Source organism: Granulicella aggregans (assembly GCF_025685565.1).
GTDB lineage: Bacteria > Acidobacteriota > Terriglobia > Terriglobales > Acidobacteriaceae > Edaphobacter > Edaphobacter aggregans_B.
This window is the reverse complement of record NZ_JAGSYE010000001.1, coordinates 725,333-751,224: the sequence shown is the minus strand read 5'-3', so window position 1 is coordinate 751,224 and position 25,892 is coordinate 725,333. Positions and strand designations below refer to the sequence as shown.

General features: G+C 60.7%; 26 protein-coding genes. 14 read left to right on the top strand and 12 right to left on the bottom strand.

The genetic code is table 11. From position 1 onward, the window contains the following. Positions 1-89 precede the first annotated feature (89 nt). From OHL18_RS03180 to OHL18_RS03155, 6 genes are all read right to left on the bottom strand, one after another. On the bottom strand, positions 90-743 hold the full coding sequence (locus OHL18_RS03180) for a hypothetical protein (RefSeq protein ID WP_263373380.1): 654 nt from the start codon (positions 741-743) through the stop codon (positions 90-92). A gap of 186 nt (positions 744-929) precedes the next feature. Beyond that, the gene (locus OHL18_RS03175; RefSeq protein ID WP_263373379.1) at positions 930-1,544 is read right to left on the bottom strand and encodes a response regulator transcription factor; all 615 of its coding nucleotides are present in this window, start codon (positions 1,542-1,544) and stop codon (positions 930-932) included. A 2-nt stretch (positions 1,545-1,546) separates the two neighbouring features. Beyond that, positions 1,547-2,704: a sensor histidine kinase gene (locus OHL18_RS03170; protein WP_263373378.1), complete on the bottom strand. Its 1,158-nt coding sequence runs from the start codon at positions 2,702-2,704 to the stop codon at positions 1,547-1,549. 35 nt (positions 2,705-2,739) lie between these two features. Further along, positions 2,740-3,543 carry an ABC transporter permease gene (locus tag OHL18_RS03165; protein WP_263373377.1) on the bottom strand — a complete coding sequence of 268 codons (804 nt, stop codon included), beginning with the start codon at positions 3,541-3,543 and terminating at the stop codon, positions 2,740-2,742. A 30-nt stretch (positions 3,544-3,573) separates the two neighbouring features. Beyond that, complete coding sequence (locus OHL18_RS03160) at positions 3,574-4,524, bottom strand: ABC transporter ATP-binding protein (RefSeq protein ID WP_263373376.1); 951 nt, start codon at positions 4,522-4,524, stop codon at positions 3,574-3,576. A gap of 265 nt (positions 4,525-4,789) precedes the next feature. Then, positions 4,790-6,109, bottom strand: a complete 1,320-nt coding sequence (locus tag OHL18_RS03155; protein WP_263373375.1) for a Y-family DNA polymerase — start codon at positions 6,107-6,109, stop codon at positions 4,790-4,792. 70 nt (positions 6,110-6,179) lie between these two features. Here OHL18_RS03155 and OHL18_RS03150 point away from each other — a divergent pair, with 70 nt between their 5' ends. The 3 genes from OHL18_RS03150 to OHL18_RS03140 all read left to right on the top strand — a co-directional run bounded on the left by OHL18_RS03150 (position 6,180) and on the right by OHL18_RS03140 (position 8,156). After that, positions 6,180-6,422 carry a UPF0175 family protein gene (locus tag OHL18_RS03150; protein ID WP_263373374.1) on the top strand — a complete coding sequence of 81 codons (243 nt, stop codon included), beginning with the start codon at positions 6,180-6,182 and terminating at the stop codon, positions 6,420-6,422. Further along, on the top strand, positions 6,392-6,925 hold the full coding sequence (locus tag OHL18_RS03145; RefSeq protein WP_263373373.1) for a DUF3368 domain-containing protein: 534 nt from the start codon (positions 6,392-6,394) through the stop codon (positions 6,923-6,925). Before OHL18_RS03150 ends, OHL18_RS03145 begins: the two co-directional genes overlap by 31 nt. A gap of 79 nt (positions 6,926-7,004) precedes the next feature. Continuing rightward, complete coding sequence (locus tag OHL18_RS03140; RefSeq protein WP_263373372.1) at positions 7,005-8,156, top strand: cystathionine beta-lyase; 1,152 nt, start codon at positions 7,005-7,007, stop codon at positions 8,154-8,156. Positions 8,157-8,461: 305 nt separating this feature from the next. Here OHL18_RS03140 and OHL18_RS03135 read toward each other — a convergent pair whose 3' ends face one another. Then, positions 8,462-8,980 carry a carboxypeptidase-like regulatory domain-containing protein gene (locus OHL18_RS03135; RefSeq protein WP_263373371.1) on the bottom strand — a complete coding sequence of 173 codons (519 nt, stop codon included), beginning with the start codon at positions 8,978-8,980 and terminating at the stop codon, positions 8,462-8,464. Next, positions 8,922-9,122 carry a hypothetical protein gene (locus tag OHL18_RS03130; RefSeq protein ID WP_263373370.1) on the bottom strand — a complete coding sequence of 67 codons (201 nt, stop codon included), beginning with the start codon at positions 9,120-9,122 and terminating at the stop codon, positions 8,922-8,924. Before OHL18_RS03130 ends, OHL18_RS03135 begins: the two co-directional genes overlap by 59 nt. 200 nt (positions 9,123-9,322) lie before the next feature. Here OHL18_RS03130 and OHL18_RS03125 point away from each other — a divergent pair, with 200 nt between their 5' ends. After that, positions 9,323-10,819: a M28 family metallopeptidase gene (locus OHL18_RS03125; protein WP_263373369.1), complete on the top strand. Its 1,497-nt coding sequence runs from the start codon at positions 9,323-9,325 to the stop codon at positions 10,817-10,819. A 180-nt stretch (positions 10,820-10,999) separates the two neighbouring features. Here the strand turns inward: OHL18_RS03125 and OHL18_RS03120 are convergent, their stop codons facing one another. Continuing rightward, positions 11,000-11,437 (bottom strand): cupin domain-containing protein, encoded by a 438-nt coding sequence (locus OHL18_RS03120; protein WP_263373368.1) that lies wholly within the window; start codon positions 11,435-11,437, stop codon positions 11,000-11,002. Between the two features lie 16 nt (positions 11,438-11,453). Further along, positions 11,454-12,536 (bottom strand): aromatic ring-hydroxylating oxygenase subunit alpha, encoded by a 1,083-nt coding sequence (locus tag OHL18_RS03115; RefSeq protein WP_263373367.1) that lies wholly within the window; start codon positions 12,534-12,536, stop codon positions 11,454-11,456. Between the two features lie 216 nt (positions 12,537-12,752). On the opposite strand from OHL18_RS03115, the gene OHL18_RS03110 reads away from it, so the two are divergent. The 6 genes from OHL18_RS03110 to OHL18_RS03085 all read left to right on the top strand — a co-directional run bounded on the left by OHL18_RS03110 (position 12,753) and on the right by OHL18_RS03085 (position 18,518). After that, positions 12,753-13,577 carry a rhomboid family intramembrane serine protease gene (locus OHL18_RS03110; protein WP_263373366.1) on the top strand — a complete coding sequence of 275 codons (825 nt, stop codon included), beginning with the start codon at positions 12,753-12,755 and terminating at the stop codon, positions 13,575-13,577. 75 nt (positions 13,578-13,652) lie between these two features. After that, positions 13,653-14,588 carry a VOC family protein gene (locus OHL18_RS03105; RefSeq protein WP_263373365.1) on the top strand — a complete coding sequence of 312 codons (936 nt, stop codon included), beginning with the start codon at positions 13,653-13,655 and terminating at the stop codon, positions 14,586-14,588. Between the two features lie 25 nt (positions 14,589-14,613). After that, positions 14,614-15,384 carry a DUF2461 domain-containing protein gene (locus OHL18_RS03100; RefSeq protein ID WP_263373364.1) on the top strand — a complete coding sequence of 257 codons (771 nt, stop codon included), beginning with the start codon at positions 14,614-14,616 and terminating at the stop codon, positions 15,382-15,384. A 263-nt stretch (positions 15,385-15,647) separates the two neighbouring features. Then, positions 15,648-15,944, top strand: coding sequence for an HU family DNA-binding protein (locus OHL18_RS03095; RefSeq protein WP_184217885.1), 297 nt, complete (start codon positions 15,648-15,650; stop codon positions 15,942-15,944). 175 nt (positions 15,945-16,119) lie between these two features. Beyond that, positions 16,120-17,376 carry a GGDEF domain-containing protein gene (locus tag OHL18_RS03090; protein ID WP_263373363.1) on the top strand — a complete coding sequence of 419 codons (1,257 nt, stop codon included), beginning with the start codon at positions 16,120-16,122 and terminating at the stop codon, positions 17,374-17,376. A 260-nt stretch (positions 17,377-17,636) separates the two neighbouring features. Further along, a complete protein-coding gene (locus tag OHL18_RS03085; protein ID WP_263373362.1) occupies positions 17,637-18,518 on the top strand; it encodes a sugar phosphate isomerase/epimerase family protein in 882 nt (293 codons plus the stop codon). 241 nt (positions 18,519-18,759) lie between these two features. On the opposite strand, the gene purF is transcribed toward OHL18_RS03085, so the two are convergent. Continuing rightward, a complete protein-coding gene (gene purF / locus OHL18_RS03080) occupies positions 18,760-20,169 on the bottom strand; it encodes an amidophosphoribosyltransferase (protein ID WP_263374580.1) in 1,410 nt (469 codons plus the stop codon). 152 nt (positions 20,170-20,321) lie between these two features. Continuing rightward, positions 20,322-22,823, bottom strand: a complete 2,502-nt coding sequence (gene purL / locus OHL18_RS03075; RefSeq protein WP_263373361.1) for a phosphoribosylformylglycinamidine synthase subunit PurL — start codon at positions 22,821-22,823, stop codon at positions 20,322-20,324. A gap of 175 nt (positions 22,824-22,998) precedes the next feature. Here purL and ggt point away from each other — a divergent pair, with 175 nt between their 5' ends. The 4 genes from ggt (at position 22,999) to OHL18_RS03055 (ending at position 25,866) form a co-directional block, all read left to right on the top strand. Next, positions 22,999-24,768 carry a gamma-glutamyltransferase gene (ggt, locus tag OHL18_RS03070; protein WP_263373360.1) on the top strand — a complete coding sequence of 590 codons (1,770 nt, stop codon included), beginning with the start codon at positions 22,999-23,001 and terminating at the stop codon, positions 24,766-24,768. 4 nt (positions 24,769-24,772) lie between these two features. Continuing rightward, positions 24,773-25,075 carry a hypothetical protein gene (locus tag OHL18_RS03065; protein WP_263373359.1) on the top strand — a complete coding sequence of 101 codons (303 nt, stop codon included), beginning with the start codon at positions 24,773-24,775 and terminating at the stop codon, positions 25,073-25,075. An 87-nt stretch (positions 25,076-25,162) separates the two neighbouring features. After that, positions 25,163-25,510 carry a type II toxin-antitoxin system RelE/ParE family toxin gene (locus OHL18_RS03060; protein WP_263373358.1) on the top strand — a complete coding sequence of 116 codons (348 nt, stop codon included), beginning with the start codon at positions 25,163-25,165 and terminating at the stop codon, positions 25,508-25,510. A 5-nt stretch (positions 25,511-25,515) separates the two neighbouring features. Next, positions 25,516-25,866 carry a helix-turn-helix domain-containing protein gene (locus tag OHL18_RS03055; RefSeq protein WP_263373357.1) on the top strand — a complete coding sequence of 117 codons (351 nt, stop codon included), beginning with the start codon at positions 25,516-25,518 and terminating at the stop codon, positions 25,864-25,866. Positions 25,867-25,892 lie beyond the last annotated feature (26 nt).

The following is a 25,892-nucleotide window of genomic DNA, read 5'->3' as shown; positions in this document are numbered from 1 at the left end:
GATCCCACCCATGGCCAAAGGCGAGCCATGGGTGGGGCACCCGATATACGGGTGACTATCCCGACCTACATTCTTCCAGGTGGATAAGGTTACTCGACGATCTTTCCGTCGGCGGCTTTCACTGGCAAGGGCTTTGCGTCGGGGGTGCTGGTGACCTGCCATCCGTTGGCGGTGTTGGTGAGAGTTGCGGTGGCGGCTTGGGGGCCGGATAGGTCCGTCGCGACCTGGGGGAATGCGGTCTTGGTCTCGGCGGCGCTGGCCCATGCGGGAGCATCCGAGAAGGTGTAGTGATAGGCGATCTGGGTGGTGGCACCTACGTCCGACGTGGTGGGCGAGGAGCTATAGATCGTGCTTACCTTGCGCTGGCCATAGCAGAAGTTTCCGAAGCCTGGCTGGGTGGTATCCGCTGTCCACGCAGACCGGCCCTTGGCGGAGAGGTCATAGTTTGTGACCTGCTTCGAGGCGATGATGAGGACCTTCTTCTCGGCGGTGGTGCGTGCCAGCAGGCCTTGGTCAACGAGAGCGTCGAAGGGCGCGGTCTTGGTAGTGTCGGAGGTGGTGACCTGGGTCGGGAACTGCTGAGGCTGCGAGAAGAGGCAGGATGGGTGTGCGCTGTAGTAGGTGTTGATGGCGCTGGTGTAGTTGATCGAGCTATCGGCCTTCTTGTTGCATCCGATGGCGACTGCTAAAGCTGTGCCGCATAGCGCGGCGGTGCGTAGGGAGGTGAGAGTGCGAGGGTTCATGGGTGAGGCTTCTCCTGTCACTCCACTCGGATGCAGGGGATAGTCGAGGGGTCGTGCGGGTCCGGGATTTTTTCGGAAAACAGTGTGGGCAGGATGAGCTGAGAGTTACATGGCAGAGAGGTTCGAGCGGATGTGGTGCGTCGGGATCGCTCGGGGGCCGGGCACGGAGTTGAGAAGGTATGAGTGTTAGAGCCAGCCTTTGGAGCGGGCGATTCTTGCGGCGTCGACGCGATTGGCTGCGCCGAGCTTGGCGATTGCTTCGGAGAGATAGTTCCTCACGGTGCCGTCGGAGAGGCGGAGTTCGCCTGCGATCTCGGTGCTGGTCTTGCCGTCGCCGGCGCGCTGGAGGATCTGGCGCTCGCGTTCGGAGAGTGGATCCATCTCCGCTCCCCAGGCTTCGGTGGCGAGGGCTGGGTCCACGACGCGCTGGCCGCGATGGACCTTGCGGACGGCCTCGGCGAGTTCTTTGGCGGGACGGTCTTTGAGGAGATAGGCGCGGGCTCCGGAGTCGAGAGCGCGGCGTAGATATCCGGGCCGCGCGAAGGTGGTGAGGATGACGGTCTTCGTGGCGGGGTGGTTTGACTGCAGCTCTTTGGCGAGCTCGAGGCCGGTCATGATGGGCATCTCGATGTCGGTGACGAGGATGTCGGGCTTGAGCTTGATGACAGCATCGAGCGCTTCGCGACCGTTTGCGGCGCAGGCCATGACGCGGAGATCTTCTTCCATCTCGAGCAGAGCGGCGAGCGCGCCGAGGACCATCGCCTGATCTTCGGCGATTACTACGCGAATTGTGTTTGCCATGGTCAGGCCTCCTTCTCGACGGCGGCAGGGACCGTTACGGGCAGTTCGATGAGCAGGCGGGTGCCGTGGTCGCTTTGGATGTTGAACCTACCTCCTAACGCCTGCACGCGCTCTCTCATTCCACGCAGGCCGTTACCTTCATGCCTTACGCTGTGGGCTCCATCGTCTTCGACCAGAAGGGCGTGGAAGCCGTCGGTGGTCTGCTCGAAACGCATCAGGCACTTGGTCGCTTCGGCATGGCGCACGATGTTGGTGACGGCTTCGCGAATGGCGAGCGAGAGGACGGTCTCTTCGGTCGCGCGCAGGTTGCTTTCGGCGTCGGGTACGGTTTCGCAGGCCAGCGCTACGCCTGCTGATTCGAGGGTGCGCCTGGCGGCGGCAAGCTCCGCTGCGAGGCCACGGGCGCGGTAGCCGCCGATGGTCTCGCGGACCTCGGCGAGCGCGGTGCGGGCGGTGCTTTCGACATCGGCGATCTCTCTTGCGGCGCGCTCGGGATCACGATCTATCAGCCTTCCCGCAAGCTCTGCCTTCAAGACGATCACCGAGAGCGTGTGGCCGAGGACATCGTGCAGGTCGCGGGCGATGCGTTCACGTTCGGCGACCGCGGCGAGTTGCTGAATCTCCTCCTGCGCCATGGTCAATTTGGTGTTCATCCATCTCTGGCGCGCCATCCACATGTTCGATACGCCGCCCACGACGAGGAAGAACGCGGGGATGACGTAGTTCAGAGCATTGTTGCCGATCAGGTATCCCTCGCCTACAAGCAGCACGAAGTCAAGGGCGATCAGGATCGCGACCAGGCGGCTGTTCGGAAGCACAAAGGGCAGGATGGAGGAGGCGTAGAGGAAGAAGGTCGATCCGCCGGCATTGAACGGCAGGGTGGCCATGCCGAGAATGACGAAGGTGCCGAGGATGGCGAGATTGATGGAGGCGACTTCGATGACGTCGAGGCAGACATAGAGGAAGAGAAAGAACGCGTAGATGGCGAGGTTCTGGAGCCAGTAGCGGAGGTTGTGGCGATAGATGGGCTCAAAGAAAAAGAAGATGGAGTAGGCGAGCCATATGTAGATGCTGGGCGAAGGGCGAGAGAGTGGCGGCAGGAATCTGCGCCACCCTCGGTCCTGTGACGTTTTGTCCTGTGTGATCGCTGTCCAGCTCATCTTCGTGTCCCAAAGTGTAGTGTGCGGCAATGTTCCTAAGCGTTGCGTTCCTTGCGCTGGAAGTCCAGCCAGAAGAGCCCCAGCATCACCAGCGTAAACCCGATCAGCGCGTTCCAGTGGAGGGCCAATGACGAGTTCGGTTCCTGGTAGCCATAGACACTCAGCATCAGTTGGGCGAGATGATACATCGGCATCAGCGGAGCCATGTGCTGCAGCCAGTGCGGCATGTATTTGATCGGCATCCAAAGGCCGCTGAGGTAGGACATTGGCAGATAGATCAGGTTTACGAGTCCAGGCGCTGCGTTTGCGGGCATCAGCAGCGCCAGCAGAAGGCCGAGGCTTGCGAAGCTGACCGAGCCCGCAACTGTCACGCCCAGCATCTTTACCAGTTCGATGCTCGTAAGCGTGACTCCGCCGAACGCGACGCCAACCGCACTGAGGATGCTGACGATGAGGATGCCGAAGACCATCGCCGAAGCGCACTTCGCGAAGAGATACGCCATCACGGGCATGGGGCTTGCGCGCTTCAACTCCAGCCAGCCGTAGTTCAGCTCCGAGGCCAGCCCCACGCCGATGCCGAAGAGCGCAGCGCCGATCAGGCCGAAGCAGGCGTATCCGCCCAACATCGCCTTGGTGACGTTCACGCCGTTGTCGACGACATGCTTGTTCGACAATCCGAAGAGTACATAGAACATCAGGGGAAACCCGATGACCGCGAGCGAAAACGACTTCGCACGTAGCAGGTGCAGGAACTCGTACTTCGTCTCTTTGCCATAGACCGCAAGCGTACGCTCGCGTCCAACCGCTTCCATCGAATAGGTGACTGCTGTCGTTGCCATCTCTTGATATCTCCTTCTTGCTGTGATCTTTTACTTTTTGGTCAGCTCGAGGAACGCGTCTTCGAGCGCGGGGCTTGCTATTTCTAGGCCGCTGAGGGCTTCATCGTTCAGCAGCATGATGCGGACGACCGCTTCCGCATTTGTAGCGGTTACGGTTACAAACTCGCCATTGCGTTCGACACTGGTCACGCCGCTCAGAGCTTTGAGATACTCCGTCGTGAGGATGGTCGCGCACTTGATCTTGCGGCCGCCGCTGAAGTTCTTGATTTCGGCTGGAGTGCCTTCGCTGACGACGTGTCCCTTGTTGATGACGATGACGCGGTCGGCCAGAGCGTCTGCTTCTTCGAGATAGTGTGTCGTCAGGAGCACGGTCTTGCCCCGCTCCTTCAGGGAGCGGATCTGCTGCCAGAGGCCGCGCCTCGCTTCGATGTCCATGCCGACCGTGGGTTCGTCGAGAAAAACGAGATCGGGGTTGCCGCAGACTGCGAGGGCGAAGAGGAGACGCTGTTTCTGGCCTCCGCTAAGGTCTCCGAAGAACTTGTTCTCGATACCTTCGAGTTGGGCGATGCGCACGATCTCGGCCACCGGGAGGGGCTTTGGATAGTAGCTGCGGAAGAGGTCGATGTGCTCGCGGACCTTGATGGTGTCGGTAACGCGGGCTACCTGGAGCATTGCCCCTACCCGGGTTCGCGAGGCCGCGTCTCGCGGGTCGGCGCCGAAGATGCGTACCGTACCGCTGGTCGGTGAGGCCAGGCCGAGCATCAGGCGGACGGCGGTGGATTTGCCCGCGCCATTCGGGCCGAGAAGAGCTACGACCTCGCCTGCGTGGAGCGAGAGATTGAGGCCGTCAAGTGCCGTGGTTGCGTCGTACTTCTTCACGACGGATTGCAGCGTTGCGATCTTTTGCCCCGGTAAAGCGCGATGCGTGGACGCGGGAGTTGCCGTTTCCGTTTTGTCGTAGGTGAGTGCAGTAGCGCTCATCGTTTGCTCTCCTTGTCTGGTTCTCTGTCGAAGAAGTTCTCGACTACGAAGACAAGAATGCACTTGAACGAGCGATGGACACAGTGTGGAACGTCAGGAGTGCGAAGTGACAGTTGTCACCTTGACTTGGCCACGATGCGTTTCTTCCTGGGGGAACCGATGGCTGAAAGGTTCGAGCGGTTTGGGTGATGTGGAACCACTCGGGGTCCTTCCCCTTCGCTTTGCTCGGGGTCAGGATGACGGCTCAATGGAGGTATAGCGCAGCCTACATGTAGTCGACGCCGTACTGCACGGGGATCTGGGTGAAGGCGATGCGGGTGGGTGCGGTTTCGCGTGCCTTGAGCATTCCGGCGAAGTGTAGCGTGGTGTGGCCGTACTTGAGGTTGAGCTTGTCCATGGTCGCGGAGAGCTCGTTGCGATTGTCGAAGTCGCCGAAGAGGGTCTCCTGGTGCTCGCTCTCCGGGATGAGGTTCTTGAGCGTGACGCCGACGAAGAAGGGGCGAGCATACTCCGCGCCTTGAGGGGCGTGCTGCCAGATGCCGCGCAGGACTTCGAGGAGGGTGAGAGTGTCCTGGCAGTCGGCGAACTTTGCCTCCATGCCCCAGCCGGTGTGCTTGATGCCGCTGAAGTGCTTCTTCGACTTCATGCGCTCGGCCTGCTCGCGGGTGAGTTGATAGCGGATGGTGACGGCCATGGAGGAGGTGTAGAACTTCTCCATACGGAGGCGCATGGCGGCCTTGTGCAGGAGCTTGTGGGCGACGGACCATGCGCCTTCGGCGGAGCGGAACTCGGGGCCGAGGACGTGGGAGTGGCCGAGAGACTTCTGGATCTCGGTAGGCACGGGAGCGCCGTCGTCGCCGCTGTCCGCGCCGCGCAGCCAGTGGTAAAGGCGGTCGCCCCAGACCGAATCCCAGAGCAAGTGCATGCCGTTGCGGTCGAGCGCGAGGAGCTGCTCCATGGTGGTGATGCCCTTGGCGTTGAGGCGGACCTCGGTCTTTGCGCCGACGCCGGGAAGGTCGCGGAGTTCGAGGTGTGCTATCGCCCGAGGCAGTTGCGAGGGCAGTAACCCGATGAGGCCGTCGGGCTTCTGCATGTCGCTGGCGATCTTCGCGAGGTAGCGGTTGGGCGCCATGCCGATGGAGCAGCGGAGGGTCTCGCCAACGTCGTCCTTGATCGCCTGCTTGATGGCGAGGGAGATCTTGCGGGCGGTGGGAGGCTCCTGCTCGCGGCCGATGAGCTGACAGACCATCTCGTCGATGGAAGGGGTGTGGGCGACGGGGCAGCAGCGTTCTACGGCCTTGGCGATGTTGTGGGAGTATTCGGCGTAGTGGTCGTGGTTACCGGCGATAAGGATGATGTCTGGGCAGAGCTTCTTGGCTTCGCCGACCTGGGTGCCGGTCTTGATGCCGAGGGCTTTGGCTTCGTAGCTGGCGGCGATGCAGCAGGTGGTGTCGCCTAGGGTGGGGACGACGGCGAGGGGGCGGTTTCGGTACTCCGGGTGGAGCTGCTGCTCGACTGAGGCGAAGAAGCTGTTGAGGTCGATGTGGAGGAAGCCGAAGCGGTCTGGGAGGGTGGGGAAGGACATAAGGTAATCCTGCGGCTATTCTATTCGCTTTTTATTTGCCTAGAGAAAATACCCGTGGTAGCTTGGTCACATGCAGATCACGGTACAACTCTCCGATGAACTCATGCAGCAGCCGGACCCAGGCAGGGCCGCGCTTGAGGCTCTCGCGATCGAAGGGTACCGTACGGAGGCGCTGACTCCTCTTCAGGCGCGTACACTTCTGGGGCTTTCCCGTTTTGAATTCGAAGGATTCTTAAAGGAACATCAGGTTTGGGATCATGCTTATGGGGTGGATGATTTGGCATGCGACCTGATGACGATCTCCAGAAGATAAAAATCGCGGAGAAGATCGTTGTTGCAGACACGTCTCCTTTGAACTACCTGGTTCAGGTCGAATGCGACTTCCTCCTGCCATTCCTCTATCGGCGTGTCATCACGCCTCCCATTGTTCTTGCAGAACTTACTCACGCAGGTGCTCCGCCAGCGGTTGCCAGATGGGCGGCCGAGCCGCCTCTATGGCTTGAGGTCTCCCCACTTACAACCCAACCAGATGAAGATCTCTGCCTGCTTGATGCCGGCGAGCGCGACGCGATCCAGCTCGCAATTGAAGTCAGCGCACCGGAGGTACTCATCGATGAGTTCAAGGGAAGGCGCGAAGCTCTAGCCCGAGGATTCTCTATCGTCGGAACCCTCGGAGTGCTGATTGCCGCCGAACGCGCTCGGCTCGTCGATGCCCGAAGCGCGTTTGAGCGTCTGACATCGGAGACAAACTTCCGTATCACCCCAGAACTCCGGCACAGCTTCCTGGAGTCACTAAGGTTTTCCTCTGGAACGTAAGCTCTGTTTTCATTCAGTGGGGCGCGAGGCCTTTTGGAATTCTCGATAGAATCGAGTCTTATCCAGGAGCTTCTGACAATTGCATTGGAAATCACGCATCCTTCATTCGAAGCCTGATGTGCCTCAGGGCTTTGAGTCGTTCGCTACGCCGGTATATCGCGGCTCGACCATTCTTCTGGGCAGCATGGCGAATGCGCATGATGAGTGGCACATGGAGCGTGGCTGGAACTATGGCGTGTATGGCACGCCTACGGCGCTGGAGCTAGGGGCGCGGATTGCGGCGATGGAGGGTGCGCGGCATACGTTCCTCGCGCCTGGCGGGCAGGCGGCGATCTCGCTGATCTACTTCGCGTTTTGCAAGGCGGGGAGCCATGCGCTGGTGCCGAGCAATGCGTATGGGCCGAACCGGCATCTTGCGGGAGATCTGCTGCGTGGGTTGGGGATTGAGGTCGAAGCTTACGATCCTATGATCGGGGCGGGGATTGGGGCGCTGATCCGGCCGAATACCTCGTTGATCTGGTGCGAGAGTCCGGGGTCAGTCACGATGGAGATTCAGGATGTGCCGGCGATCGTGGCGGCTGCGCACGAGCGGGGCGTGACCGTGGCGCTTGATAACACGTATGCTGCGGGCGTTCTGCTGGATGCGTTTGCGCTGGGTGTGGACGTGAGCATGCAGGCTCTGACGAAGTACATTGGCGGGCATAGCGATCTGCTGCTGGGGAGCGTCTCGGTGAATACGGAGGCGGCGTATCGCGCCGTTGGCTCGACGCATCAGCAGATTGGCATGGCGGTCTCGCCGGACGATTGCAGCCTCGCGCTGCGCGGGCTGCAGACGCTTGCCGTGCGGCTCGAGAAGCTGGAGGCTTCGACACTCGAAGTAGCGCGCTGGTGCGTGGAGCAGCCGGCGATTGAGACGGTGCTGCATCCGGCTTTCGAGTCGTGCCCTGGGCATGAGCTTTGGAAGCGGGACTTTACCGGTTCGTCGAGTATCTTCTCGATCGTGTTTGATCGGCGCTATTCGCCGGAGCAGGTGAATGGGCTTGTGGATTCGTTGAAGATGTTTGGGATTGGATGGAGCTGGGGCGGGACGCATAGCCTGGCTATGGCTTATCCGGGGCTGGAGCGGCCGACGGGGGATTATGCTGGGCGGATTGTGCGGTTGAACATTGGGTTAGAGGAGCCGGTGGATTTGATTGAGGACCTGAGGGGCGCTCTTGTGAAGCTTGGGTAGGTGGAAGCTCTTGCGGTCTGCTCGCCACGATCAGGCTCTGTCGTTTGATTCGAGGCTGAAAGTTCCGAGCAGTTTTGGGGGTGTGAGCCGCGTCGGGGTTTTTCGACTGCGTCCGTTGCGATGACGCTGCAAGGGACTTCGCTCAGGATGACGGCGAGAACAAGGGCAAATGCAAGAGCAACGCTAAATGCAAATACAACGGCAGGAGCAAATGCAAAGGCGCAATGCGGGGGTCTCTCCACTCCGCCGCGAACGATGAAGCTGTTCGCGGCTTCGGTCGAGATGACGATTGGGTTGGAGAGGAGCTATTTGCCGGTATCAATCTTCAGGTTCATCACGAACTCGTTCTTGTTATCGAAGGAGCTGATGGTGCGGGTGTTGCTCTTCTTGCCGTCAAGTTCGGCCCAGAGTTCGTAGTCGGAGTTCTGGGAGAGCTGGCCGAAGCGGAAGCCGCCTGAATCGTCGGCGATGAAGCTTTTGACCGAGAGCGTCTTGTCATCCTTCAAGTAGACGACGGAGCCCTTCAGGGGCTTGTCGCCCTTGTCGGTCACCTTGCCGGAAACGACGCGCAGGACTCCCGGCTTCTGCGCCATCAGAGGGGTTGTCGCGCCGGTTACGAAAACACCTGTCACCGAACCGAAGAGGACGGCGAGCGAAAGAGCCGAGACACCTAAGCTGCGAGAGAACAGACGGCGGGGCAGAGGGGAAGGGGTACCGGGGGCAGACTGCGTCATGATCCCAAGTATACGGCTCCTGCCCTGCGAGCTACTCGTCTTCATCTTCGTCGTGATGGGTTGCATCTTCATCGTCGTACCCTGCTTCATCCACTACGGCAATCTCCAGTGGATCGACGGAGACGACCTCGAGGTCGGCACCGCACTCGTCGCACTGTACTGTCTCGCCTTCTTCTACTTCTTCCGCGTCGATGATCAGCGGGTTGTCGCACTCGGGGCAAACTACGGCCATGGCAAACCTCCAGAATTTTTGTTGATCCGGCCCGCAGCTACGCTAGGCCCATTAGGATGAAGGTTTAGAGTCACCCGTCTTCCCGCACCCCGTACTTCTTTCTAGCGATACCCTGCCGCCACGTCAAGCCCGGTGGCGACAGGCTCAGAAGTCAGAGTACGCGTAACTTCCATTCCCGGTTTCCACAGGAGCTTTGCTTCATGGTCTCTTATCGCTGCCGCATCGTCCTCGTCTTCGTTGCATTCGCTTTCACAATGCAGCAAACCCAGGCGCAAACGGGAAGTTACGGTGCGCCGATACTGCCGGCGAAGGCTGACCCAGCGATCGCGGGTGCGTTGAAGCAGGTTTCAGCGGAGCGCATTCACGCGACGATTGAAAAGCTGGTCTCGTTCAACAATCGCAGCACGCTTTCGAGCATGGAGACGGACCTTGCGCCGGGGACGGGCGTGACGGCGGCGGCGGACTGGATTGCGGCGGAGTTTGGGCGCATCTCGGCTGATTGCGGAGGGTGTCTGGAGGTGAAGCGCGATACCTTCACCGAGCCCGGGAGCGATGCGCCCAACTCGCGCATACGCAAACCGACGACGCTGACGAATGTCTATGCGGTACTGAAGGGGGCCGACCCGGCGCAGGCGGCGCGGCGGGTGCTGGTGACGGGGCACTATGACTCGCGGAACTCGGACAACTTCAATACGCACGATGCGGCTCCAGGAGCGAATGACGATGCCAGCGGCGTGGCCGTGTCGATCGAGTGCGCGCGGGTGCTTTCGAAGCTGAAGTTTCCTTCGACGATCGTCTTTGTGGCTGTGGCTGGAGAAGAGCAGGGGCTGAATGGCAGCCGGCATCTGGCGAAGCTGGCGAAGGCAGAGGGATGGCAGCTTGAGGCGGTGTTGAACAACGATATCGTGGGCGGGGATACGACGCCGGGGCAGGCGGAGGTCGAGGACAAGACGGCTGTGCGCGTGTTTTCGGAAGGCGTGCCTAGCCCAGGGATCTTTGAGGGATCGGCGGACAAGTCGGCGGATGTGTTGCGGCAGATTCATGGGCTTGGGTCGGACTCGGATGCGCCTTCACGGGAGCTTGCGCGGGCGATGGTGGACGTGGATCACACCTACTTCCCGGAGTCTGGTATCCACACGAAGCACTTCACCGCGACGGTCACAACGAAGGAGCCGTTTCATCCGGTGATGATCTTTCGCGCGGACCGCTATCTGCGGGGCGGCGATCACACCAGCTTCAACCTTGAAGGGTTCACGGCGGTTCGCATCACGGAGTGGCGGGAGAACTTCGACCACCAGCACCAGAACATTCGTGTCGAGAATGGCGTCCAGTATGGCGACCTGCTGAAGTACGTCGACTTTGACTATGTCGCGAACGTTGCGCGGCTGAATGCGGCTACTCTGGCGACGCTGGCTTCGGCTCCGGGAGTTCCGCAGAACGTTCACATTCTTACGGCGGCGCTCGATAACAACACGGAGCTGGCCTGGGAGGCTCCGTTGGGTGCTTCTGCGAACACTGCTTACGAGGTGGTGTGGAGGGCTACGGAATTGCCGGACTGGACTACGTTTGTGTCGGCGGGGACGAAGACGACGATCAAGCTGCCGGTCTCGAAGGACAATGTGGTGTTTGGGGTGCGGTCGGTGGATGCCGCAGGGCATCGGAGTATTGCGGTGTTGCCGATGCCTGCCAGGAAGTAGCTTGCGATTCGAGCGGTGTACGTCCCACCCATCCGATGAAGCCGGATGGATGGGGCACCCGAAGGGTTTGGGCTGAGTCGACGGAGCAGGAGGGCGGTTTACGTCCCACCCATGACGATGAAACTGTCATGGATGGGGCACCCAGGCTGTGTCGCAGATGTGAAGATACGGGCGGTGTGGTTATGGGTTCATGACGATGGAGTCGGGTGTCCAGGCGGGGGTTGAGGTGACGATCATGCGGACGTCGGCCTTGGTGTCGTTGAGGAACTTGTGGACGTCGCCGGGTTCGATCACGATGGCGTCGCCCTTGCCGACGCGGCGGGATGCGCCGTTGATCGTCATGATGCCCTCGCCTGAGGTGATGTAGTAAATCTCTTCGGCGACCGGGTGGTGGTGCCGCTTCACCTCGACGCCGGCGGGGATGATGATGTCGGCCATGCTGATCTTCTTGGCGCGTGAGTTCTGGGGGCTGACGATCTGGCGAGCGACGGCGTTGTCCGCGGCTGTCGACCAGGGCTGCTTCTCGATGTTTACGACCTCGACGGAGGTTTGGGTGGGTGGTGCGGTCTGCGAGAAAAGAGGCAGCAGGAAGATTATTGCCAGCGAAAGGTAGTTCATCGGACTCCTAATCTGCTTACGCGGTGTAGCTGCGGCCCAGGCCTAGCGCGGCCAGGCCCTTGCGGTAGGTGATGGAGCTGCGGTCGGCGGGGAAATGGGCTTCGGCGTGGAGATCGAGGGGAAGGTCTTCGGGGAACTGGCGTTCGACGATGGCGATATCTTCGGCGAAGACCTGGTAGTTGAAGTCCAGCGTTGGCTGAAGGTCGGCTTCCTTGTCGAAGTTGCGGCAGATGGGCACGAAGAGGCGCGTCTTGCGCGCGGAGACGGGTGATGCGGCGTTCATGATGTGCAGCTTGCCGCCGCCGGGAAAGATCACCGTCAGCTTCGCGGTGAAGGGCAGGAAGGTCTCGAAGCGGCGATGCCACATGAAGTCCGGGGGGCCGAGGTGTTTGAAGCCGTGGGCGTAGTTGCTGACGGAGCTGATGTAGTCGGCGATGAAGCCGGACTTGGTCTTGGTGACGACGTAGTCGGGGACGACGGGGTTGTCGGGTTCGCCGAAGCTCTCTTTGTGGACGAATGCGAAGTGGCTGACGTCGAGGAAGCCTTCGATCTGGCGGCCTGCGGCGGCGGCGATGTCGACGCTTTCGGGGAGGACCTGGATGTAGTCGGGGTCGTTCCATTCGGTCATCTCGGGGAGTTCGCGCGGGCCGTCGTCGACGAGTCGGACCCAGATGAGGCCGTACTTCTCCTGCGCCTGATAGACCTGCAGGCGGAGGCGGGGCGAGATGGCTCCGTTGGGATGGGCGGGGATGGAGACGCACTTGCCGGAGCAGTCGTAGCGGAGACCGTGGTAGCGGCAGATGATCTCGTCGCCTTCGACGTGGCCCATGCTCATGGGGACGCCGCGGTGGAAGCAGATGTCGCGGGCGGCGTGGACGGTGCCGTCGGAGATGCGGTAGAGGACGACGCGTTCGTCGAGGAGGCGGGCGGCGTAGGGCTGGCCGGTGACCTCGTGCGAGAAGGCGACGGGGTACCAGAAGGGTGCTAGCGCGCGCCAGTCGGACTCGGAGAAGGTACAGTCGCGGGGGAGTTCGGGCTGCGAGGCGGACGGGGGTGCGAGGAGCGCGGAGCTCGGAACGAACGCGGAAGTTGTCGCCATGCACGATTATGAGCCGAGCTATGCGGTCAAATCAATCAGCAATTTGATCGCGGGATCATCGCATTTATCAGCTGATTCAGCGGGTTTATCACTGGGTCAGTCCTTCGTAAGCAGGAGCGGCCGGGTTCCATTCCGGTCGTGAACCGTGGTTACCTCCTCCGGTTGCTTCTCGCGTTTACCCGGCATCTCCCGGCCTATGATGGAATAAGAGGTGCCATGCCCCGCTCCGGCCCGATCACGATGACCTTCCCTCCCTTCGCCGGAGCCACGCGCAAGCTGGTTCTGGTGAACGTAGCCGTCTTCTTCACGCTGGCTGTGCTGGCGTGGATCGCCCCCGGCGTTGGCCAACTGCTGACTGCCGGACTGGTGCTTGAACCGGCGCACTTCCTGACCGGGATGCTCTGGCAGCCGGTGACCTACGCGTTCGTTCACGTGGGCATCACCGACATTCTGTTCGGGATGCTGACGTTGTGGTTCACCGGGTCACTGCTGGAAGGCGCTTATGGCAGCCGGTGGCTGTATGAGCTGTTCTTCTCGGCGTCGATCGGCGGCGCGGTGCTGGCCTCGGCGATTACGCTGACGCATGTCGTCGGGCTCGACCCACACGACTTTACCTATGGGGCGTGGGCTGGTGTCTTCGGGCTGCTGGTCGCGATCGGGATGATCTTCGGCGACCAGGAGTTCCTGCTCTTCTTCGTGCTGCGGCTGAAGGCGAAGTACATGGTGACGATCTACATCCTGATCGCCGTCGCAGTGCTGCTGAAGGGCGGCGACCGGTTTGGAGCGTTGCTGCAGCTTTCGGGCGCGCTGTGCGGATATCTGTTTGTGCGATTCGCGCCCACGCGTGGGCTGGCCTTCGGGGTTACGGAGCGGTACTTCGGGATACGGAACGGGTACTACCGGTGGAAGCGGCGGCGCGCGGCGAAGAAGTTCGAGGTGTACATGCGCGGGCAGAACCGCGAGGTTCACTTCGACAAGGATGGGCGCTATGTCGATCCGGATGACAAGCGGAACCCGAATGATCGAAGCTGGATGAACTAAGGGCGTGGAGCGGTCAATCGATTTATCAGGGCAGAGGTAGACTCGGGGCTTTCGCGAGGTCTATCGTGTTGAGCGATGACACTCCGCTCTTTTTGCCGCTTCATCCTTCCGTCCGTCTGCCTCCTCGCAGCTTCACTTACAGCGAACGCTGAACCTGCGCGTCCGGCCATTACCGGCATCTCGCACATATGCGTGTATTCCAGCGACATGGCGGCGAGTGAGAACTTCTATGGCCACATCCTTGGCGCAGCGAAGGGGGTGGACCCGCAGGATGCTTCGGGAGTGCGGTACTCCTTTAGCGCGACGCAGTTTGTCGAGGTGCTGCCGCTGCCGGCGGAACATGGCTTCAGCCGGTTGAACTGCGTCGCGTTCAACACAGTCGACGCAAAGGGCCTGCATAGCTACATGGAAGCGCGTCACGCCGAACGATTGGGCGACGTAAAGACGGCGTCCGATGGCAGCATCTGGTTCGGCTCGCGCGATCCTGAAGGCAATCTGGTGGAGTTTGTTCAGACGGGCAAAGCACATGCTCTGCCCCTAGCGGCGAAGCCTATTGGGACGCGGATCATTCATGTCGGCTATATGGTGAAGAGCAAGGCTGCCGAGGACAAGTTTTATCGTGACCTGTTGGGCTTTCGGCCGTATTGGTATGGGGCGATGAAGCCTGACCATGTGGACTGGATCTCGCTGCAGGTGCCGGAGGGCAAGGACTGGATGGAGTACATGATGGTCGGCGATGGCTCGACGACGCCGCTCGATCATGTCGATGCGCGGGCGCTGGGGGTAATGAATCACTTCTCGATTGGCGTGCCGAACATGGAGAAGGCGGTGACGACGCTGTATGCGGAAGATCGCCTGGCACCTCGGCACGATGGGCCTTCGATGGGGCTCGATGGCAAGTGGCAGGCCAACTGGTATGACCCCGATGGAACGCGGGTGGAGTTGATGGAGTTTCAGCCGGTGATGAAGCCTTGTTGTTCGGAGTTCACGGCGACGAGTCCGACGAAATAAAGGTGCAAGCCTCTAGAATCGACGGATGGCTACGAAGTCTTCCTCTCCTGTGTTTACGGCTGAATCCATCAAGTTTCTTCGCGGTCTGAAGCGCAACAACGATCGCGTCTGGTTCGACGAACGGAAGCCCATCTACGAGCGCGAGCTGAAGGCTCCGATGCTGGCGCTGATCGAAGCGATCAATCATGCATTCGCTGGCTTCGCCCCGCAGCATGTCAGGCCTCCGCAGAAGGTGATGATGCGGATCTATCGCGACATCCGCTTCAGCCCGAACAAGCAGCCGTATAAGACCAACGTTGCCGCGTGGTGGGCGCGGGCTGGGCTGGAGAAGACATCCGGCGGCGGATACTACTTTGAGTTGAACCAGAACTCGATCACGATCGCTGCTGGAGTCTATATGCCGGAGCGTGAACAGCTCTTCGCGATTCGGCAGTATCTGTCGGCGGACGGTGGCAATCATCACGCTCAGCTTCGTGCGATGCTCTCCGATAAAAAGCTCACCTCGGTGCTGACTCCGTTCGACGGGCTGAAGCTGACGCGTGCGCCGAAGGGATTTTCTCCTGACGATGCGGCGCTTGATCTGCTGCTGCATCGGCAGTGGGGCGTGTCGGCGACGCTGCCTGCGGAAGAGGCGCTGAAGCCCACGCTGTTGAAGCAGATCGTCTCGCGGTTTGAGCGTGCGACGCCGCTGGTGGAGCTGCTGAATACGCCTCTGATCGGCGAAAACTCCGGCGAGGCACGAACACCGCCGACGTCAGTAAACAAGGCTCTGTTTGGTCTGCCAAGCGCGCGATAATCAGGCAAAAGGAGGCTTAAACGGCACAAATGCCTAAAAAACCCATAAATTCCTGTGGAAACTCGACAAACACGGTTGACAAATAGCCCGTAAAGGCCGAAGGTGAATACCGGTACAGTTCTCGGAACCCTTGTAAACATTGGGGATTTCAGCGACAGATCGAGAATTTTGCCTCACGCGCCGACCGCCAGCATAAGCCTTGCGAAGGCTGTCCGGACCGGTGAGACATATCGTTTCAATTCATTTTTAAGGAGCACGAAAACATGGCAAAGGGAATGACCAAGACAGCACTCGTCCGCCACCTCGCGGAGAAGCTCGAACTCACCAACAAGCAGACTGCAGGCTTCCTCGAGCTGCTGGCCGAGACCGCCGTCAAGGAGACCAAGAAGAACGGCGAGTTCACCATCCCCGGCATTGGCAAGCTCGTCAAGGCAGACCGCAAGGCCCGCCTCGGCCGCAACCCCCAGACCGGCGAGCCGCTCAAGATCAAGGCCAAGACCGTGGTGAAGTTCCGCATCGCGAAGGTCGCGAAGGACACCATCGCTCCTGTCAAGAAGTAGCTTTACCCGTAGCTCGGCGATGCCTGCCCTGCGGCGAAAGAACCGCGGCGGGGTGGGCGTCTCCAACCCCTCCTATCGGCATAAAGTAATGTCCTGAAGTGCCGCATTCCTACCATGATTGGGGGATACGCTGCCCCAGCCTCACTCGATAGACTTTTTTCGAGAAGGCAGGTCAATGCATATCCTTTCCTGGTTGGACCCCCGAACTCTGCTTGCATCGCAGTTGCCGCTTGCGGCGGCGTTTGCCCTGGTGCTGCTCGCGGTTCGCCGGACGTATCCAAATCCTCGTGGCTCGAACGCTCATGCGTATGGCTTCCTGCTCTGGGTTCCGGCGACGATGTTGCTGCTGGGACAGGGAGGGTCTCGCCCGTTTGTGTCGGTGGTGATTCCGAGCCTGATCTATCTCGGCGCCTACGTGATGATGTACCGGGGCACGATCAGCTTCTTTGAGAGCAAGGGTGTGCTTTCGCTGCTCTATGATGCTGCCGCGGTGACGGCTGCCGTCGTGCTCTACTTCACCGCTGTCTACGATCTTGCTGTTCCGCGCCTGGTCGCGATGTCGGCCTTTATCGCCCTGGTCCGGGCGATGATGGCCGCCGAGTTTTACCGCCGCTCGAACCGGAGCTTTCTGCTCCAGGTGCTGGCCGGTTTTCTTTGCTTCTCGGCCTTGTTGCCACTGTGCTTTGCGGTGGGCGTGACGTGGCCGGGTATGTTGATGGAGGATGGCGCAACCAGCGCCGCGGATCAGCTTGCCTCGGTGCATCTTGCGCTGGAGACACTTTCCACGCTGGGCGATGTGATCTTTCTCTGTGCCTCGGGACTGTTCGGCGTGCTGATGTTCCTTGCGGAGGTCGCGCAGGCGATCAAGCAGCAGGGGCAGCTTGATCCGGTTACGGGGACGCTGAACCGTTACGGCATTGAAGATGCGCTGGACTCGGAGATCGCCCGCAGCAGCCGGACGCATAGCCCGGTGTCCGTGATGCTGATCGAGGTCGACCACTTCAAGTCGATCGCGGATACGCATGGCGCTGCGCGGAGTGTTGATGCTCTCAAGACGGTCGTCAAAACAGTTTCGTCGATCCTGCGCTTTTACGATAAGTGCGGCCGCGTTGCCGAGGACCGGTTCTTCCTTCTGCTCCCGGAGAACGCAGCCGAACACGCGATGGTGATCGCCTCACGCTTCAAAGAGGCGTTGAAGAGTCCAAGCCTGCCCCATGATCAGCCGGCCATCACGCTGAGCATCGGGGTCACGCAGTGCGCGTTCAAGGAGCCTGCCAGCGAGGTGTTCGCGCGCGCTGAGCTTGCCCTGATGGAGGCCCGCCGCCAGGGTCGTAACGGCGCTTATCTGAAACTTCCAAACCACGAAGACGTTGTGGTTCCACATCCTGACCGGATCGCAAATCGAAGCCGAGTCGCCAAGCTCATCCGCTAATAGTGCAGAACTCGCGGATGTCCAGGTCTCCTCAAAAAAACTCGAGACCTGGTTTCTCTCCCCAGAAACGACCCTGGAGTCTTCCGAACAAACAAGCGGATGCTCCACCCAGAAGCCCCGGACCTTGATGTCCGGGGCTTCTGACGTTTACCCTCGATTGGCTCCTTGCACGGCTCCTGCTATATCGTGATCTGCGTCCTAAGGCGATCCCCTAGAGATCACCGAAGCGAGAATCCACCAACAGGAGTACCTGCATCGTGATGCCGCCCAAGAACCCGACCCGCCGTGATCTGCTCCGTCTTGCCAGCCTTGCCGCCGCTGCGGGATGTACGCTTAGCCTGCCGCGCAATGCGTTTGCGGCTCCCGTGAGCCATCTCACCTATGGCGTTCAACTCTTCATGGTTCGTCGCCAGGCGCAGACGAATCTCGCTGCGGTGCTCAAGTCGATCCATGATGTGGGCTTCTCGCAGATCGAACTTTACCCGATCGCGTATACGCATCCGCCAGCGGAGTTGAAGCAGATCGTCGCCGACTCTGGTCTCGGGCTGGTCTCCGCGCACTTCGACTATGCGGGCTTTGAGGAGAAGATTGATTACGGCAAGCAGCTTGGGCTGCAGTTCATGGTGTGTCCCATGATGCCCGAGGATCAGTGGACCTCCACTGCGGGCTTTGCCAAGGCTGCCGCGGACTTCAATCGCTGGGGTAAGGCCGTGAAAGATGCGGGAATGACGTTCGCCTTCCACAATCATTGTTACGAGTTCAAGCCGCAGGAGAATGGCGTTACGGGCTGGCATACGCTGATGTCGCAGACCGATCCCGCGTTGGTCAAGATGGAGTTCGATCTCTACTGGCTTACCCAGGCGGGGCAGGACCCTGCGGGGATGCTGCACCGCTACGCGGACCGCGCGGTCCTCGTCCACATGAAAGACCGGACCGCTGGAGCGCCTACGGGGTTTGCCATGGGTGCTGTGGCCGAGCATTTTACGGAGCTGGGTACCGGAACGATCAACTGGCCGGAGTTGTTGAAGCAGGCAAAGCGGCAGGGGATCAAGTACGCGTTTCTGGATCAGGACGAGACGAAGGGGCCGGTGTTCGAGAGCATGAAGCAGAGCTTTGGGTATTTGAAGAAGCTGGATGTTTGAGGTGAGTGAGACCCTTTGATCTCGCGGGCACCTAAGACGAGATGCGGGGGTCTCTCCACTGCGCCTCTCGCGATGAGACTGCGAGAGGCTTCGGTCGAGATGACGGACTGCTCGGGTGAGCCTTGCGAGTTTTCGGGCGGCACGAGCGAAATTCGGGGATTCTTCGGCTGCGCCTCAGAATGACGGGCTTGGGGTGGTTCATTCGGCCGTGTGGTGGGTCGTGACGGGCTTGGCGGCCAATTTAGACGGCGACGGCTTGTGGGGCAGGCAGAATCTCGGTGACGTCGACTACCTGGCTGGGGTAGATGCCGGTGTAGCAGGCGGTGCAGAAGCTGTCCTTGGTGAGGCCGCCTGCTGGCTCGCCCTTGGTGCAGCTGTGCAAGAGGCCGTCGTGGCTGAGGTAGGCGAGGGAGTCGGCTTCGATGAACTTGCAGATCTGATCGATCGTGCTGTTTGCCGCGATGAGGTCCTTGGTGCTCGGGGTGTCGACGCCGTAGAAGCAGGGTGAGATGGTGGGCGGGCAGGAGATGCGCATATGCACTTCTTTTGCGCCTGCGGCCCTTACCATTCGCACGATCTTTCGGCTTGTCGTCCCGCGGATGATGGAGTCGTCTACGAGGATGACGCGCTTGCCTTCGAGCAGGCTGCGGACCGGGTTCAGCTTCATGCGGACGCCGAAGTCGCGGACGCGCTGTTCGGGCTGGATGAAGGTGCGGCCTACGTAGTGGTTGCGGATGAGGCCGAGGTTGAAGGGGATGCCGGACTCGCTGGCATAGCCAATCGCGGCCGTCACGCCGGAGTCGGGGACGGGGACGATGAGGTCTGCCGGGACGCCGGACTCACGGGCGAGCGTCCGGCCCATCTCTTCGCGGCTCTGCTGCACCCAGCGGCCATAGATGCGGCTGTCGGGGCGGGCGAAGTAGACGTGTTCGAAGACGCAGCTTGCCTGCTTCTCGTCGGTGTTGAAGTAGCGGCTGGTGACGCCATCTTCGGAGACCATGACGAGTTCGCCGGGGAGCACGTCGCGCTCGTACTTGGCGTGGAGCAGGTCGAAGGCGCAGGTCTCGGAGGCGAAGACGAAGGTGTCGGGAGCGCCGTCGACGCCAGCGATGCGGCCCATCGAGAGCGGGCGGAAGCCGTGGGGATCGCGCGCGGCGAAGATGCGGTTGCGGGTCATCATGACGATGGAGAAGGCACCATCGACCTGCGAGAGCGAGTCGGCGATGCAGTCGACCAGCGTGGTCTCTTTGGAGTGCGCGATGAGCTGGATGATGATCTCGGAGTCCGAGGTGGTCTGGAAGATGGCGCCGTCGCGCTCGAGGCGTTCTTTGGAGTTGCCGAGGTTCGTTAAGTTCCCGTTGTGGGCGATGGCGATGAGGCCCTTGGTGGATTCGACCGAGATGGGTTGCGCGTTGAGGAGCGCGGAGTCGCCGGTGGTGGAGTAGCGCGAGTGGCCGATGGCCATGTGGCCCGGAAGCTGTAAGAGGACGTCGTCCTTGAAGATCTCGGAGACGAGGCCCATGCCCTTGATGTCGTTGACGTTCTGGCCGTCGGCGCTGGCGATGCCGGCGGACTCCTGGCCGCGATGCTGGAGGGCGTAAAGGCCCCAATAGGTGAGCCGGGCGGCGTCGGGATGGTTGTAGACGGCCATGACGCCGCACTCTTCTTTTAGCTTGTCGAAGGGGGTTTCGTCGTCGTCAAGATCTACCGCTGGAGCCGGAGCAGCGATACCTTCAACACTTGTCATCCTTCGCGCAGCGGAGGATCTGCTTTGCTCTTCCATCGCCAACTCCATCGCTTCGCTCAAGCGAGCACCTCCGCCGCAAGCTGGGATTCAAGGGACGCTGAAAATGCCGCTCGCACCTCATCGAGAGATAGGTTTATGTAAGCCTCAAGACCGCAAATATCACCGCTTTGGATGTGATCCGCAATCGTGGTTCCGATTTGCTGGCATCCGGCACCCCTTTCCAAGACGATCTGCTCAATTTCCTTTGCATTTGCGGGAGAGCAGGTCACTATTACGTTGCCAATGCTTTCTCTAAACAAAGAAACATGAGCTAGAGGGTCGGGCTGCTCGTCGATTACGCCGATATAAGCGCCAATACCATTTGGCAAGCCACACTTCGCGATTGTGACTGCGATTCCGCCACTTCCTTCATCCGCCGCCGATTTGATGAGCTGCTCATTGGCGAGTGCGATCAAAGCTGAATTAACCTTCGCACTCGCATGAAGATCAATCGGTGGAACACTGCCCCAGAGTTCCCGAAAGATTGTCTTGGCGTATTCGCTAGAACCGAGTTCCCGTAGCCATACCTGTTCAGGTTCTTCGGCGCGATAGTGTCGCGCGGTGTTCGGCTCTAACGGAAAGATTTGAAGAATGACATCGCCGATACCTTGAAACGCGCTCGGTACGGCCTTGGTCACATCATCCAGAATGCCAACCACGCCGAGGACCGGGGTGGGATAGATGCCTTCGCCTTTGGTCTCGTTGTAGAGGGAGACGTTGCCGCCGGTGATGGGAGTGCCGAGGGCGGTGCAGGCTTCCGCGATGCCGTCGATGGCTGCGGAGAGTTGCGCCATGATCTCGGGCTTTTCGGGGTTGCCGAAGTTCAGGCAGTTTGTCGCTGCGACCGGCGTCGCCCCGGTACAGGCGACCTTGCGTGCGGCTTCGGCGACGGCGTGCATCGCGCCGAGTTTGGGGTCGAGGTAGGTCCAGCGGCCGTTGCCGGCGAGAGCCATGGCGAGGCCGCGTTCGGGCTTGGCTGCCCACATCTCAGAAGCGCCTGCGGGGTCGGCTTCCATGGCGGCTTCGCCTTCGGGGGTGGACTCGGCGATGAGGTCGGCGACCTTTTCGAGGAAGCTGTGCTTGTGCGCGCCGCCGGTGCCCTTGATGCGCATGACGCCGGCTTCGCCGCCCGGGCCCTGCACGGTGTTGGTCTGGACCATGGAGTCGTACTGCTCGAAGATCCAGTGCTTGCTGCAGATGTTGGCGCTGGCGAGGAGCTTCTTGAGGTCGGCGGTGTAGTCGCGGGGCTTCTTCAGTTCTTCGAGGACCCATGCTGGCGGGTCGAGCGGGACTGGAGCTTTCCAGGTGCCTACCGGCCGATGGTAGACGGGGGCGTCGTCGGTGAGGGCCTTGTTGGGGATCTCGGCGACGAGTTCGCCGTGGTGGGTGACGCGCATGGTGTCGTCGGCGGTGACGATGCCGACGATGGAAGCGTCGAGGCCCCACTTTTCGAAGACCCGGAGGACTTCGCCCTCGCGGCCCTTGTCGGCGACGAGGAGCATGCGCTCCTGCGATTCCGAGAGCATGATCTCGTAGCTGGACATGCCCTCCTCGCGTTGAGGAACCAAGTCGAGCTCGATGGTAAGGCCGAGTTCGCCGCGCGCGCCCATCTCGCAGGTGGAGCAGGTGAGGCCGGCTGCGCCCATGTCCTGAATTCCTAGAACCGCGCCTGTGGCCATGGCTTCGAGGCAGGCTTCGAGGAGAAGCTTTTCGAGGAAGGGGTCGCCCATCTGGACGTTGGGGCGCTTCTGTTCGGAGCCTTCGGTGAACTCTTCGGAGGCCATGGTGGCGCCGTGGATGCCGTCTCTGCCGGTCTTAGCTCCGACGTAGATGACCGGATTGCCGACGCCGGTGGCCTTGGCGTAGAAGATCTCGTCGATCTTGACTAATCCAAGAGCAAAAGCATTCAACAGCGGATTGCCGGAGTAGCACTCTTCGAAACGGGTCTCGCCGCCGAGGTTGGGGACGCCGAAGCAGTTGCCGTATCCACCGACGCCGTGGACGACACCGGACATGGTCTGGCGGTTGCGGGCGTAGTCGATACCTTCGGTCTTTCCTTCGAGCGGGCCGAAGCGCAGCGAGTCCATGACGGCCAGCGGGCGGGCGTTCATGGTGAAGATGTCGCGGAGGATGCCGCCCACGCCGGTGGCCGCGCCCTGGTAGGGCTCGATGTAGCTGGGGTGGTTGTGGCTCTCGATCTTGAAGGCGCAGGCCCAGCCGTCGCCGACGTCGATGATGCCGGCGTTCTCGCCGGGCCCCTGGACGACAGAGCCGGGGCCGCTGGTGCGGGTTCCCTTGGTGGGCAGGCGCTTCAGGTGGACGCGGGAGGACTTGTAGGAGCAGTGCTCCGACCACATGACGGAGAAGATGCCGAGCTCGGTGAGCGAGGGCGTGCGGCCCAGCGCTTTTTCGATGCGGGCGTACTCGTCCGGGGTGATGCTATGAGTCTTTAGCAGCGCCGGGGTGATCGTGGCGGGCGAGGGGAGTGCGGTGGGTTGCTGAACGTCCGTAATGGCCATGGGTCGCTAATAGATTGTCGCATGGCTGTAATAAATCGCGGTGATCAGATCTGGCGGGTCGAATTAGGATAAAGCGCATGACTTGGTGGCAATATCTGCTCGTTTTTGTGATCGGTTCCGGATCTTCTTCTAAAAGTTCCGGTTCCGTACCCTCAAATCCAGGAGAATCCTGTTCATGCCCGCGATCTACCGTCGCCGCGTCTTTCGTGCATTGGCTGCTTGCTCTCTAATCGCGCTGCCAGCCTTGCAATCCGCCGCGTTGCTAGCCCAGACCGATCCCCCTCCCGTTCGCGCCCAACACGCTATGGTGGTCAGTATTCAGCACGATGCTGCCGACGCCGGGGTGGCGATGGTGAAGGCTGGTGGCAATGCGGTGGACGCTGCTGTGGCTGTCGGTTTTGCGCTGGCGGTGACGTTTCCGCAGGCGGGGAATCTGGGCGGCGGAGGGTTCATGCTGATCCGCGATAAGTCGGGGCAGGCGCACTTTCTCGACTATCGTGAGCGGGCTCCGGCTGCGGCGACGGCGGACATGTATCTCGACGCGCAGAAGAACGTTGTGCCGGGGCTGTCGACGCAGGGGATCAAGGCGAGCGGGGTTCCGGGGTCGGTCGCGGGGCTGGTCTATGCGGAGAAGACCTACGGCAAGCTGACGCTGAAGCAGGTGATGGCCCCGGCGATCAGGCTGGCGAGTGAAGGTTACGTCCTGACTGCGGAAGAGGCCAACAACTTCGTGGTGAACAAGGCGGCGGGGCGGCTGCCTGAGGCGAAGCGGATCTTTCAGCGCGACGGCAATTTGTACAAGGAGGGCGACCGCTTCGTTCAGCCGGAGTTGGCGAAGACGTTGACGCGGATCGCGGCTGATCCCGATGATTTTTACAAGGGCGAGATCGCCGGGAAGATCGCCGATTACTTTCAGCAGAATGGCGGCTTGATTACGCGGCAGGACCTTGCCAGCTACAAGGTGGAGGACCGCAAGCCGCTGACGGGGAGCTATCGCGGGTACGACATCGTGACCGCGCCGCCGCCGTCTTCGGGCGGGATCGTGCTGCTGGAGACGCTGAATATTCTGTCGGGTTATGACCTTTCGAAGATGGGCGACCGGTCGCCGCAGCAGGTGCATCTGCTCATCGAGGCGTTTCGGCGGACGTACATGGACCGAAACGATTATCTGGGCGATCCGGCGTATGTGACGATGCCGCTGAAGCAGATGGCCGATCCGGCCTATGCGGCGGCGTGGCGGAAGACGATCGATCCGCTGAAGCCGACGCCTTCGAAGGAGTTGGTGCGGCCTGCGGGGTTTCTGCCGCCGGTGCCTACGGTTGCTACAGGGCATGAGTCGACGGAGACGACGCATTTTTCTGTTGTTGACAAGGATGGGAATGCGGTCTCGAGTACCTACACGCTGAATGGGTTGTTTGGTTCGGGTGTGGTGGTGCCGGGGCTTGGGTTTGTAATGAATAACGAGATGGACGACTTCGCTTCGAAACCCGGCACGGCGAACATGATGGGCCTGGTGCAGGGCGTGGCGAATGGGATTGCTCCGGGCAAGCGGCCGCTGAGCAGCATGACGCCGACGATGCTGCTGAAGAATGGAAAGATCGCGCTGGTGCTGGGCTCGCCGGGTGGGTCGACGATCATCACGACGGTCATCAGCGACATTGTGAGCGTGGTGGATAACGGGCTGAATCTTCAGCAGGCGGCGGATGCTCCGCGTTTCCACAATCAGTTTCTGCCGGACCGGATCGACGTGGAGAAGAACTTTCCGCTGCCGCTGGTCGAGGAGCTGAAGAAGATGGGGTACACGGTGAACCGCGCCGGCCAGTTCGACGAGAAGAACCCCGGGGTGTGGGGAGATAGCGAGATGATCGCGGTCGATCCTAAGACGGGGGAGTTGCGGGGGGCGGATGATCAGCGGCATCACTTTGGGAAGGCGGCGGGATATTGAGGTCATGAACTCACGAGACCAGCATCTGCCAAAGCAGATCGTGAAGGAGGTCGGTAACTTGCTGGAAGAACTTAGTGCGGCTGGATGGATCATTTTCGATTCTCGATATGACGCAGCTTTCTTTGGAAATTGGTGCGTTGAAGTGCGGCGCGCTGACCGCTCGATTCGGTTGATAAAGGATCGCTCGCAATACACGCTTGACGGGCCAACTTCGGAGGAGCTCAAGATCGCCGGACTTTGGAGGGTATTCGACGACTTGGGTGACTTTCGGCGGTCTGTTCTCTCATCTGCAACGCTTGGCGATTGACTACGCTTGGGCCCCGGCTTCGTCCCCGTTACCCGCAGGAGGCAGTATCACCTTGCCGGAATATCACCTGTGAGGCATAATTTATCCATGGATTGGGAGGTTGAGGTAAGCGACGAGTTTCTCACCTGGTATCAATCTCTGGATGAATCGGAGTGGGAGAGCGTGAACGGTGCGGTGGCAAAGCTGGAGCACTACGGCCCGATGCTCGGACGGCCCTATGTGGACACGCTGATTGGGTCAAAATACCCGAACATGAAAGAGCTTCGTGTGCAGCATCAGGGCAGACCCTACCGTATTCTATTTGCCTTCGACCCTCGCCGGAACGCCTACTTGATCCTGGGCGGCGACAAGACTGGTGATGCGAATTGGTACGTTGACGCGATTCGCCGCGCAGAAGCGATTTATGCCCAGCACCTGATCGAGATTGGAGAGTGAAGCCGATGGCGCACAAATGGAAGGATGTTCGCAAGCCGCTAACCCCCGAGGCCGAGGAGCGGATTCAGCGGGGCGTCACCGAAGCGGCTGCGGTGATGACGCTGCACCAGCTCCGCGAGGCCCGGAACCTGACCCAGGTCAATCTTGCCAAGGTCCTCCAGATCAACCAGGGCGCGGTCTCGAAGATGGAAAAGCGGGCGGATATGTATGTCTCGACGCTCCGGAATTTTATCCAGGCGATGGGCGGGCAGTTGCAGGTGAAGGCCATCTTCCCCGAGGGCGAAGTTCAGATTGACCAGTTTGAGAACGTGGCGGAATCTCACGAGACTCCCCTCGTACCGGCACGGTCTGTTTAGACAAACAACGGCAAGCACAAAAGCAG